Raw genomic sequence first — 12,532 nt, 5'->3', positions numbered from 1 at the left:
TTTTTCCTCCTAACTGCTCTCTATAAATCATGATATGTTGTTACTCTTTTTAACAGCATTTTCTGTTTTTCGCCATTATTTGCGGTAGCGCAGTGACTTTGCACGCTTCAGCACATGGATCAGGCTGCTCTTCACCTGGGCAAAATCCATGTCGACAGCCGGCTTCCGGGCGATGATCACATAATCCTTCCCCGTGTCTATCTGCTCTTTTAATTCCAGAAAGGCCTGTCGTATGTATCTTTTTATCTGATTCCGAACGACCGCATTCCCAAGTTTCTTACTTACTGAAAGGCCGATCCGGAAATAATCCTGTTCCGGCTGGTCAAGGACATAGACGACAAATTGCCGATTGGCAAAAGATTCTCCTTTTTTAAATACCAATTGAAATTCATCGTCTTTTTTTATCCTTAATTTTTTCTTCATTCATTAACACCTACAATACGAATTGGATGTTCGCACAGGTCCCGTTTTAGAAAAAAGACCACTGAGACTTTTCAGTGGTCTATGCAGATAATACTTTTCTGCCCTTGCGGCGACGTGCAGCTAAAACTCTACGTCCGTTTTTCGTGCTCATTCTCGCACGGAATCCGTGAACTTTGCTATGTTTACGTGTATTCGGTTGATAAGTTCTTTTCATATATGACACCTCCCTGAGGAATAACAGTTAAAGACAGTCTTTATGATTATATAAATGTGTACCACTAAATGTCAACCTTATTCCCGATTTTTTTACTTCTTGTATCTTTTGTTCTTATAGATAATGCCGTTTATCCTGAATAGATCTGCTTTAAAGAAAAAACAGCAAACTTTGTTAAAAAGGTCTAATTGGTATCTCAGTGCATCTTTTTCTTTTTCCTACATAATTGTAAAGGATTTTTCATATATTCGGTATAGGTATTTTTCTCCTTCGTAAAAAAAGAGGATATCTTTTCTATGTTTTTTGCCGTTATCATCTTACAATTCCCGCAAATCCTTTTGTATAGGAAAATCTTTTATTCTAAAAAATCAAGCTGTCTTCCAAACGGATTTATTGTCGCAGCAATTTCCTTTTCTCCTCATCAGGACCATTCTTCAATTGTTGGCCTTTTCTTATTCATCCCCTTGCTGTGGATAAAATTCGACAGGTTTTTCCTCTATCCACATGCTTATTCAACCACTTCTACACATACTTTCCCCTGTGGAAAAGTTTTTCTCAACAGCTTTAGGGTATTGTGGATAATCTTTATAATTCCATTGCAACCCATACGAATATCTGATATTATATTTGTGTTTTCACTCTTGATAACTTTATCAACAGGGTGCGTTTATCCACAGACTGTTGATAACTTGTGGATAGTTTATTCAGCTTGTGAATATGAATTTGTCCACAATACGTGGATATTGTCGAAAACCCATATTTATTCCTTATTATATATTTTTCTAGGATAGCTGTTGATGAAAATAAGCCGCCTGTATGCGGAGTTATACAAAATTTCTACAAATAAATACTGATCATAAATCTTACATGTTTGGACTCACCGAACTATTGCTGGACATTGTAAAAAAACAGCAATCCGATGGGTTTCTTTGTGTCTTTATCCGGTTTTATGAAATCTTGCGAAAAGGAGGGATCCGCTTGGAAAATATCGAGGGACTCTGGAAACAGGCCTTATCGAAAATGGAGAAAAAAGTGAGTAAGCCCAGCTTCGAAACCTGGCTGAAATCAACAAAAGCTTATCTTCTTCAGGGAGACACCCTGACCGTTACAGCTCCCAATGAGTTTGCACGCGACTGGCTTGAAGAAAGATATTCTCATCTTGTTGCTGAGGTTCTGCTTGAATTGACTGGCGAGGAGCTGGAAGCCAAATTCATCATACCTCCCAATCAGGACAATGACGGCTTAAATCCGCCGCCTCCAGTCAAAAAACCGAAAAAACAGGAACAAAATGAATTTCAGCAAAATGTATTAAACACAAAAAACACCTTTGATACATTTGTTATCGGTTCTGGAAACCGGTTTGCCCATGCAGCTTCTTTAGCTGTTGCTGAGGCTCCGGCCAAAGCCTACAATCCTCTATTTATTTATGGGGGCGTCGGTCTTGGAAAGACCCATCTTATGCATGCAATCGGACACTATGTACTTGAGCATAACCCTCAGGCAAAGGTCGTATATCTGTCTTCCGAAAAGTTTACGAATGAATTTATTAATTCTATCCGCGATAACAAAACGGGAGAATTCAGAGATAAATACCGAAGTATCGATGTTTTATTAATAGATGATATTCAGTTTTTAGCCGGAAAAGAATCGACACAGGAAGAATTTTTCCATACTTTTAATGCTCTTCATGAAGAAAGCAAGCAAATCGTCATTTCCAGCGATCGGCCGCCAAAAGAAATTCCGACACTGGAAGACCGGCTGCGTTCGCGCTTTGAATGGGGGCTTATAACGGATATCACTCCGCCTGACTTAGAAACCAGGATTGCCATCCTTCGTAAAAAAGCAAAAGCAGAAGGGCTTGATATTCCTAATGAGGTTATGCTCTATATTGCAAATCAGATTGATTCTAATATCCGCGAATTAGAAGGGGCGCTCATAAGAATCGTTGCTTATTCCTCTTTGATTAATAAGGATATTAATGCTGATCTTGCAGCAGAAGCCTTAAAAGATATTATTCCGAACTCCAGTCCTAAAATGATTACTATATTGGAAATTCAGAAGACGGTCGGTGAACATTTCAGCGTCAAGCTGGAAGATTTTAAGGCAAAGAAGCGCACCAAGTCTGTTGCCTTTCCGCGGCAGATTGCGATGTATTTATCGCGGGAAATGACCGACTCCTCTCTTCCGAAGATTGGCGATGAGTTTGGCGGACGGGATCATACAACAGTCATCCATGCACATGAAAAAATATCAAAACTCATCCAAACGGATGCTCTGCTGCAAAGGCAGATCAAAGAAATTCAAGAACAATTGAAAATGTAATAGCTCTGAATTATGTGAATAACTTATTCATACTTACGCACAGTCTATCCACATGTGGATAGACTGTTTTTCCTTACGTTTCATATGGTTATCCACATACTCACAAGCCCTATTACTATTACTACTGTTTTTTTAAAATAATAATATATATATTCATTCATTCATCAAACGTTAATTGGAGGCATGAACATGAAATTTACCATTCAGCGTGATAAATTGGTCCATAGTGTACAAGAAGTCTTAAAAGCCATAACATCCAGAACAACGATTCCTATTTTGACCGGGATTAAAATCAATGTAACAACTGAAGGAATCACATTAACAGGAAGCGATTCAGATATCTCGATTCAATCCTTCATACCCGCTGAAGAAGAAGGAGAAGAAATTGCAGAAATTCAATCAACGGGAGATATTGTATTAAATGCTCGTTTTTTCAGTGAAATTGTAAAAAAATTGCCGATGGACACCGTTGAAATTGATGTTCAGAGCAATTTTCAAACCATTATTCGTTCAGGAAAAGCTGAATTCAACTTAAATGGGTTAGATCCTGAAGAATATCCTCATCTCCCTATCATTGAAGAAGAAAATATTTTTAAACTGCCGACGGATTTATTGAAAACCTTGATCAGACAAACGGTTTTTGCAGTGTCCGCCTCAGAAACACGCCCTATCTTGACAGGTGTAAACTTGAAGGTCGAAAATGATGAATTGACCTGTATTGCAACAGACAGCCATCGGCTTGCGATGAGAAAGGCGAAGATTGAAACAAGGATCGATGGAACATACAGTGTGGTCATCCCAGGGAAAAGTCTTAATGAATTAAGCAAAATTTTGGATGACACAACGGATTTAATTGAAATGGTCATTACAGATAATCAAGTGTTGTTTAAAGCGAAAAATCTTTTGTTCTATTCCCGTTTGCTCGAAGGGAATTATCCGGATACTTCCCGTCTTATTCCAGCCGACAGTAAAACAGATATAACCGTCCACACTAAAGATTTTCTTCAGGCAATTGACCGGGCTTCGTTATTAGCAAGGGAAGGACGGAATAATGTCGTGAAACTTTCTACTTTGGAGAGCGGAGTAGTCGAAGTATCTTCCAATACACCTGAGATTGGGAAAGTAATTGAAGAAGTTCAAGCTGAATCAGTTGAAGGGGAAGACTTGAAAATTTCCTTCAGTGCTAAGTTTGTAATGGATGCTTTGAAAGCTCTTGAAGGGACAGATATCCATATCAGTTTTACAGGGGCTATGCGTCCGTTTGTCATCAGACCGCTGAATGACAGTTCCATGCTCCAATTGATTCTTCCTGTAAGAACATATTAAAGAAAAAAAGATAGATGCAGACAAGGTCTTCTGTTTTGAAGGCCTTGTTTTTTTCATTCCTCCATCCCTCTTTGACAAAAACCCCTTGGAAAATGTTCGTTTTTAGCGATATTGAAGCAATACTTTGTATTAAAGAGAAATATTTAGTAAAATAAAGTATTAGAGATTACTTAGAAATGAGTGAAGAACGGATGACTGAAGTAAAAATAAGCACTGAATATATTACGCTTGGCCAATTTTTAAAATTGGCTGATATTATTCAAAGCGGCGGCATGGCCAAATGGTTTTTGAGTGAACATGAAATTTTTATAAATGGTGAGCTCGATGTTCGACGAGGAAGAAAGCTGAGAATTGGTGACAAAATCGAGATACCGGGATTCGGGTCTTACATGATTACTGGCTGACGCCAAAGGATGCGGCCAAACTATGCATATTGAACAGATCAAGTTAAAAAACTACCGCAATTATGAAGAGCTGGACATGACCTTTGAAAACAAGGTAAATGTCATTTTAGGTGAGAATGCCCAAGGGAAAACCAATGTTATGGAATCAATCTTTGTTTTGGCAATGGCTAAATCGCACCGCACCTCCAACGATAAAGAACTTATTCGCTGGGATGAGGAGTATGCTAAAATAGAGGGAAGGGTTCAAAAAAGAAATACGTCAATCCCTTTGGAATTAGTGATTTCCAAAAAAGGAAAAAAGGCCAAGAGCAATCATATTGAACAGCAGAAATTGAGTCAGTATGTCGGCAATATGAATGTGGTCATGTTTGCCCCGGAGGATCTGAATCTGGTTAAGGGCAGCCCGCAAGTGAGACGGCGGTTTATCGACATGGAAATTGGCCAGGTTTCTGCCGTCTATCTTTATGACATGAGCCAATACCAGAAAATCCTTCAGCAAAGAAATCATTATCTTAAACTTCTGCAGACGAAAAAACAATCGGATACGACCATGCTTGATGTCTTAACGGAGCAATTTATTCAATATGCAGCGAAAATTGTCGAAAGAAGGTATCATTTTCTTTCCATGCTTCAAGGCTGGGCTGAACCGATCCATCATGGGATCTCCCGGGGCCTGGAATCATTAAAAATAGAATATAAACCTTCTCTGGATGTATCAGAATCCATGGCTTTGACGAAAATGATAGAAGTATTCACGGAAAAATTTGATAAAATAAAAGCAAGAGAAATCGAACGGGGCGTCACGTTAGCCGGACCGCACAGAGATGATCTAGTCTTTTTAGTAAACGGCCGCGATGTTCAGCATTTTGGTTCACAGGGACAGCAGCGGACAACCGCTTTATCCCTGAAGCTTGCCGAAATTGAATTAATTCAGTCTGAGGTAGGAGAGTATCCCATTTTATTATTGGATGATGTCCTTTCAGAATTGGATGATTTCAGGCAGTCTCATTTGCTCAATACGATTCAAGGCAAGGTGCAGACCTTTGTCACAACGACTTCTGTGGATGGGATTGATCATCAGACACTGAAAGAAGCATCAACGTTTCACGTGACACAGGGCTCAATAATCAAGGTGAAATGATGAGGTGAATGTATGTATCTGCATATTGGCGACGATATCCTGGTCAATACCAAGGAAATCATCGCGATTCTTGATAAAAAGCTGCTTCTGTCCTCTCCAATCATGGATGAATACCTGCAGAAAAAGGGAGACTTCATCTCCAGTCTTACGAAGAAATCGGTTAAATCCATCGTGGTGACGGAGAAGCAAATTTATTATTCACCTTTCGCCACGGCTACCCTGAATAAACGATCACAGCAGCAGGCTGTTATGATCGATGAATAGATGAAGGATGAAATCAGCAGTCAGCTGTACGACTTATTACAGAATGGAATGACATTAGAAAAGTGTAGGTGATTTTTGTGACAATGGAACAAAGAGAAGATCAGATTCAGTCCTATGATGCGGATCAGATTCAGGTGCTTGAAGGTCTTGAAGCAGTTCGTAAACGCCCGGGAATGTATATTGGCAGTACCGCAGCAAAGGGTCTTCATCATTTGGTGTGGGAAATTGTCGATAACAGTATAGATGAGGCTCTTGCCGGTTTTTGTGATGAAATCAATGTCATCATCGAAGAAGATAACAGCATCACTGTCAAAGATAATGGCCGGGGCATACCGGTTGGGATTCAAGAAAAAATGGGCCGCCCTGCAGTTGAGGTCATCTTGACCGTCCTTCATGCAGGCGGAAAGTTCGGCGGCGGAGGGTATAAAGTCTCCGGCGGTCTGCATGGTGTAGGTGCCTCCGTAGTAAACGCGCTGTCCACACTTTTAGAAGTATATGTCCACCTTGATGGGAATATACATTATCAGAAATATCATCGGGGAGTTCCGGCTGAGGACCTTAAGGTGATCGGAGAAACGGATCGCACAGGAACTACGATCCATTTCGTTCCGGACGGGGAAATCTTTAAAGAGACCCTCGAATACGATTATGACACGCTAGCAACAAGAATCCGTGAACTGGCGTTTTTAAACAAAGGCCTGAAAATCACGATTGAAGATAAACGGGAAAACGGCAAAAAGAACGAATATCATTATGAAGGCGGTATTAGCTCGTATGTAGAGCATTTAAACCGCTCGAAAGAAGTTCTGCATGAAGAGCCGATTTTTATGGAAGGCGAAAAAGACGGGATTTCTGTCGAAATGGCTCTCCAGTACAACGATAGCTATGTCAGCAATGTATTTTCATTTGCTAACAATATTCATACCTATGAGGGCGGAACACATGAGTCCGGCTTTAAAACCGGACTGACCCGTGTCATTAACGATTATGCCCGTAAAAGCGGTTTGATCAAAGAAGGAGATTCCAATCTTTCAGGCGAGGATGTCAGGGAAGGATTAACGGCTATCATTTCGATTAAGCATCCAGATCCTCAGTTCGAAGGACAGACAAAAACCAAGCTTGGGAACTCGGAAGTACGATCTGTCACCGACTCGGTTCTTTCGGAAAAACTGGAATCCTTCATGTATGAAAATCCTGCCGTAGCCAGGAAAATTGTCGAAAAGGGATTAATGGCCGCAAGAGCCCGGATGGCTGCCAAGAAAGCCAGAGAATTGACCAGAAGGAAAAGCGCTCTGGAAGTTTCAAGCCTTCCCGGAAAACTTGCTGACTGCTCCTCTAAAGATCCTTCTGAAAGCGAACTGTTTATCGTTGAGGGTGACTCTGCAGGAGGTTCTGCCAAGCAGGGACGTGAGCGGAGATTTCAGGCTATTCTTCCGCTGAGAGGTAAAATCCTGAACGTTGAAAAAGCAAGACTGGATAAAATCCTGTCAAATAATGAAATCCGGACGATTATCACTGCGCTCGGAACAGGTGTGGGGGAAGAATTTGATATTGAAAAAGCCCGTTATCACAAAATCGTCATTATGACAGATGCCGATGTGGACGGAGCCCATATCAGAACCCTTATGCTGACATTCTTTTACAGATACATGAAGAAAATCATTGAACATGGCTATGTCTATATTGCCCAGCCTCCGCTGTACAAAGTCCAGCAGGGTAAAAGGGTAGAGTATGCGTACAATGACCGTGAACTGGATACAATCCTTGCAAATTTCAGCGGTCAAAAGCCTAATATTCAGCGTTATAAAGGTCTTGGAGAAATGAATCCGGAACAATTGTGGGAAACAACCATGGATCCGGAAGTCCGGACACTGCTTCAAGTCACTCTGACAGATGCGATTGAGGCGGATGAAACCTTTGAAATCCTGATGGGAGACAAAGTAGAGCCGCGCCGCAACTTCATTGAGGAAAATGCGCTGTACGTTAAAAATCTTGATATCTAAAAAAGGAAACAGGATAGGCAGTATCCTATCCTGTTCTTTATATCTTAAAGAGACTGTTCTTATACATGTTTTATAAAGGAGGTTGGCTCCATGTCAGAAAGTGAAAGATCCAATATTAAAGAAATTAATATAAGCAAGGAGATGCGTACCTCATTCCTTGATTATTCAATGAGCGTAATAGTTTCAAGGGCGCTTCCCGATGTTCGGGACGGAATGAAACCTGTTCACCGAAGAATTCTCTATGCGATGAACGATTTAGGAATGACATCAGATAAACCGTTTAAAAAATCGGCCCGTATTACAGGGGAGGTTATTGGTAAGTACCATCCGCACGGAGACTCAGCTGTTTATGAAACGATGGTCCGGATGGCTCAGCCTTTCAACTATCGCTACATGCTTGTTGACGGACACGGAAACTTCGGATCAGTCGATGGCGATCCTGCCGCTGCGATGCGTTATACAGAGGCAAGAATGTCTAAAATTTCGATGGAACTCGTCCGTGACCTTAACAAGGATACAATCGATTATCGTGAAAACTATGATGGCTCTGAAAAAGAACCTGTTGTACTTCCAGCCCGCTTTCCTAACCTTTTAGTGAATGGTTCTTCTGGAATTGCGGTCGGCATGGCAACGAATATTCCTCCGCACCAGCTCGGCGAGGTCATTGACGGTGTGCTTGCTCTCAGCAAAAACCCGGATATCACCATTCCTGAACTGATGGAAGTCATTCCGGGCCCGGATTTCCCAACAGCCGGTATGATTCTTGGAAAAAGCGGAATCCGCAAAGCTTATGAAACGGGAAAAGGCTCCATCACACTGCGGGCCAAAGTTGATGTTGAACAGAAGTCTAATGGCAAAGAGGTCCTCATTGTCAGTGAAATTCCTTATCAGGTCAACAAGGCAAGACTGATTGAGAAAATTGCAGAATTGGTTCGTGATAAGCGGATTGAAGGAATTACCGACCTGCGTGATGAATCAGACCGCAGCGGAATGAGGATTGTCATGGAAATCCGCCGCGATGCGAATTCCAGCGTTATTTTGAATAACCTGTATAAGCATACAGCGATGCAGACAAGCTTCGGAATTAACCTGCTTGCTCTTGTAGATGGCCAGCCAAAAGTACTGAATTTGAAGCAAATCCTCTTTCATTACTTAGAACACCAGAAAGTCGTTATTCGCCGACGCACCGAGTTTGAATTAAGAAAAGCGGAAGCGCGTGCTCATATTCTGGAAGGACTGCGAATTGCACTGGACAACCTGGATGCGGTCATCGCACTTATCAGAGGTTCCCAGACAACCGATATTGCACGGGAAGGATTAATGACACAATTTAATCTTTCTGAAAAGCAGGCACAGGCAATCTTGGATATGCGTTTGCAGCGTCTGACCGGACTGGAAAGAGAAAAGATTGAAGAAGAATATAAAAATTTGATGGCTCTGATTGCTGAATTAAAGGCCATTCTTGCAGATGAGGAAAAAGTGTTAGAAATCATCCGTGAGGAACTGACGGAAATCAAGGAACGCTTCAATGACAGCCGCCGTACAGAAATCCTTCTCGGAGGCTTTGAAAATCTGGAGGATGAAGACTTGATTCCGGAAGAAACCATTATCGTGACCCTTACTCATAATGGCTATATTAAGCGTCTGCCTATTTCCACCTACCGCAGCCAAAAACGCGGAGGCCGCGGAATTCAAGGAATGGGAACCAATGAAGATGACTTCGTAGGCCATCTATTGACCACTTCCACCCACGATACGCTCTTATTCTTTACGAATAAAGGCAAGGTGTACCGTGCAAAGGGATATGAAATTCCTGAATATGGCAGGACAGCAAAAGGTCTTCCGCTTATTAACCTTCTTGAAATTGAAAAAGGCGAATTTGTCAATGCTATTATTCCAGTGAAGGAATTTGCAGATGACTGTTTCCTTTTCTTTACAACAAAGCATGGGATCTCTAAACGGACCACGCTATCTTCTTTCGGTTCTATCCGTAATAACGGACTGATTGCCGTAGGTCTGCGTGATGAGGATGAATTAATCTCCGTTCGTCTTACAGATGGAAGCAAAGACATTATCATCGGAACAAAGGCCGGTATGCTCATCCGTTTCCCTGAATCTGATGTACGGACGATGGGCCGGACAGCTGCAGGAGTTAAAGGGATTTCTTTAAGAAATGATGATGAAGTCGTTGGAATGGAAATCTTGGAAGACGATGAGGAAGTTCTGATTGTCACGAAAAATGGATACGGAAAACGGACACCTGCCGCTGAATATAGAGTGCAGAGCAGGGGCGGCGTAGGTATCAAAACGTGTAACGTGACAGAGAAGAACGGCGAACTTGTAGCAGTAAAAACGATTTCTGGCACTGAGCAGGATTTAATGCTGATCACAGCTGCCGGAGTTTTAATCCGTATGGATGCAAATGATATCTCCCGAACAGGACGGAACACACAAGGAGTCAAACTGATCCGTCTTGAAACCTCTGAAAACGAATATGTCTCTACTGTTGCCATTGTAGAGAAAGAAGAGGAAAAAGAGACAGAAACAGAAATTGAAACGGTAACGGTTGAAAAACCTGCTGAAGGCGAAGGATACGAATCTACGGATGCTTCCGAAAGTACAGAAACACAGGATGAATCAGCAGATTCAACTGATGAAGAGTAATCTTCCCGGATTATCGAAAAAAGACATCGAGGAACTTTCCTCGATGTCTTTTTCATTCAAGGCGAGAGAATTGTCCTCTTTTCTATTGCTTTCACATACTTGGGATGGTAATAATTTGAAAGATTTAGTAAAATAGTTCTATAAACATGTCTGGATAGAGGTGAATCAATTGAGGGTGAGCACGCGGGAATTGGTGGATGGCTGTATAATAGCAAAAGAAGTAAAAGGACTATTAAATCGTCCCCTCATGAAGAAGAATACCATTCTTAATCAGGAATTAATTGAGGTACTCCATGCCTTTTTGGTCACTGACGTAAGCGTAGAAAAAGCATTAAAAGATGGGAGTGCCTTCAAACCGAAAGAAATACTGGATTATGAAAATGAGACCGCGGAAAAAGAGGACAAAGATTTTATTCGGCTATATTTAACAGCCGTACAGAAATACAAAAAGCTTTTTCACAATTGGCAGGCAGGCAGCAAAGTCGAAGTTGGCAAAATTCGTGAAATTATTATTCCGCTGTACGAAACGGCGATGAAAAACCCAGCAGATCTATTTACCCTCCATCATTACAGCACAAAGGAGGATTATATCTATCATCATGCGATTTCTCTGGGCCTTTTAAGCGGCTATCTTACCCAGCGGATGAATTATACCTTGGCCGACACCTATCAAATGACTATGGGCGGCTGTGTAGTGGATTGCGGTATGGCAAAAGTCTCTCCCTCTATATTGAAGAAGACAATGCCGCTGAGTATGCAGGAGAACGAAGAAATCAAACAGCATCCCATTTACAGCCTGCAGATGATAAAAGACAGTTTTATCTTGAAGAGCTCCGTGAAAATGGCCATCTTTGAACATCACGAGAGGATGAATGGAACTGGCTATCCGGCTAGGAAAAAAAACGGAGAGCTGAATACATTTTCACAAATTATTGCGGTCGCTGATGTATATCATGCTATGACATCTGAAAGGACGTATCGTAAAAAACAATCGCCGTTCAAAGTAATGGAATTAATTATGCATGACAGCTTCGGGAAATTTGATATCGCTGTCGTCCGTACTCTAGTGAACGGTCTTATGCAATATACAATTGGCAGGAAAGTCAGACTGAATAACGGTCTTGTCGGTGAAATTATGTTTATTGATGCTGCGGCATCGACCAGACCTTTGATTAAAGTGATAGACTCGAATGAGATGATCCATTTAGCTCAAAACAGAGATTTGTATATCGAAGAACTCATCTGACGGAGCAAGAGATGATTTGTTTACGATTCTTTTTATAAAATAAAAGTTTCCTCTTGCTTTTATAGCTTAGATCAGATACAATAACTAAGTCGGCAAGAGGAAAAAATAAAAAGTGTTGACAAGATATATTAGAAATGATATATTAATAAAGTCGCTTCCGAAAGAAACGGCATTGAAAATTGCTCTTTGAAAACTGAACAAAACAAAGCGTAAGCGTACGATATATAGTGAACTAACACTATTCAAAAAAAGTAATGTTGACCATTGACATATGTCAATGCCAGCACTTCTATGAGCAAGTCAAACATTCTTCGGAGAGTTTGATCCTGGCTCAGGACGAACGCTGGCGGCGTGCCTAATACATGCAAGTCGAGCGAATCAAAGGGAGCTTGCTCCCGGAGATTAGCGGCGGACGGGTGAGTAACACGTGGGCAACCTGCCTGTAAGACTGGGATAACTTCGGGAAACCGGAGCTAATACCGGATAGTTTCTTCCCTCTCATGAGGGAAGATGGAAAGACGGTCT

General features: G+C 41.4%; 10 protein-coding genes and 1 rRNA gene. 9 read left to right on the top strand and 2 right to left on the bottom strand.

The genetic code is table 11. From position 1 onward, the window contains the following. Window positions 1-75: 75 nt before the first annotated feature. A complete protein-coding gene (rnpA, locus tag BQ4305_RS12010) occupies window positions 76-423 on the bottom strand; it encodes a ribonuclease P protein component (RefSeq protein WP_110928039.1) in 348 nt (115 codons plus the stop codon). A gap of 79 nt (window positions 424-502) precedes the next feature. Beyond that, window positions 503-637 carry a 50S ribosomal protein L34 gene (rpmH, locus tag BQ4305_RS12005; RefSeq protein ID WP_110928038.1) on the bottom strand — a complete coding sequence of 45 codons (135 nt, stop codon included), beginning with the start codon at window positions 635-637 and terminating at the stop codon, window positions 503-505. Window positions 638-1,615: 978 nt separating this feature from the next. Between rpmH and dnaA the strand changes: the two genes are divergently transcribed. From dnaA to BQ4305_RS11960, 9 genes are all read left to right on the top strand, one after another. Beyond that, window positions 1,616-2,959: a chromosomal replication initiator protein DnaA gene (gene dnaA / locus BQ4305_RS12000; protein WP_110928037.1), complete on the top strand. Its 1,344-nt coding sequence runs from the start codon at window positions 1,616-1,618 to the stop codon at window positions 2,957-2,959. A 189-nt stretch (window positions 2,960-3,148) separates the two neighbouring features. Continuing rightward, window positions 3,149-4,285, top strand: coding sequence for a DNA polymerase III subunit beta (gene dnaN, locus BQ4305_RS11995; protein ID WP_110928036.1), 1,137 nt, complete (start codon window positions 3,149-3,151; stop codon window positions 4,283-4,285). Between the two features lie 191 nt (window positions 4,286-4,476). After that, window positions 4,477-4,689, top strand: a complete 213-nt coding sequence (gene yaaA / locus BQ4305_RS11990) for a S4 domain-containing protein YaaA (protein ID WP_110928781.1) — start codon at window positions 4,477-4,479, stop codon at window positions 4,687-4,689. 22 nt (window positions 4,690-4,711) lie between these two features. Further along, complete coding sequence (gene recF, locus BQ4305_RS11985; RefSeq protein ID WP_110928035.1) at window positions 4,712-5,830, top strand: DNA replication/repair protein RecF; 1,119 nt, start codon at window positions 4,712-4,714, stop codon at window positions 5,828-5,830. Window positions 5,831-5,842: 12 nt separating this feature from the next. Beyond that, the gene (gene remB, locus BQ4305_RS11980) at window positions 5,843-6,094 is read left to right on the top strand and encodes an extracellular matrix regulator RemB (protein ID WP_110928034.1); all 252 of its coding nucleotides are present in this window, start codon (window positions 5,843-5,845) and stop codon (window positions 6,092-6,094) included. Between the two features lie 83 nt (window positions 6,095-6,177). Further along, complete coding sequence (gyrB, locus tag BQ4305_RS11975; RefSeq protein WP_110928033.1) at window positions 6,178-8,097, top strand: DNA topoisomerase (ATP-hydrolyzing) subunit B; 1,920 nt, start codon at window positions 6,178-6,180, stop codon at window positions 8,095-8,097. 90 nt (window positions 8,098-8,187) lie between these two features. Then, window positions 8,188-10,761: a DNA gyrase subunit A gene (gene gyrA / locus BQ4305_RS11970; protein WP_110928032.1), complete on the top strand. Its 2,574-nt coding sequence runs from the start codon at window positions 8,188-8,190 to the stop codon at window positions 10,759-10,761. 175 nt (window positions 10,762-10,936) lie between these two features. Continuing rightward, window positions 10,937-12,007 carry an HD-GYP domain-containing protein gene (locus BQ4305_RS11965; protein ID WP_234396978.1) on the top strand — a complete coding sequence of 357 codons (1,071 nt, stop codon included), beginning with the start codon at window positions 10,937-10,939 and terminating at the stop codon, window positions 12,005-12,007. 308 nt (window positions 12,008-12,315) lie between these two features. Further along, a 16S ribosomal RNA gene (locus tag BQ4305_RS11960) occupies window positions 12,316-12,532 on the top strand; the annotation flags it as partial.

The sequence above is a fragment of the Bacillus massiliglaciei genome (genome assembly GCF_900098925.1).
GTDB classification, from domain to species: Bacteria; Bacillota; Bacilli; order Bacillales; family DSM-1321; genus Peribacillus; species Peribacillus massiliglaciei.
This window is presented reverse-complemented; position numbering and strand designations above follow the sequence as displayed.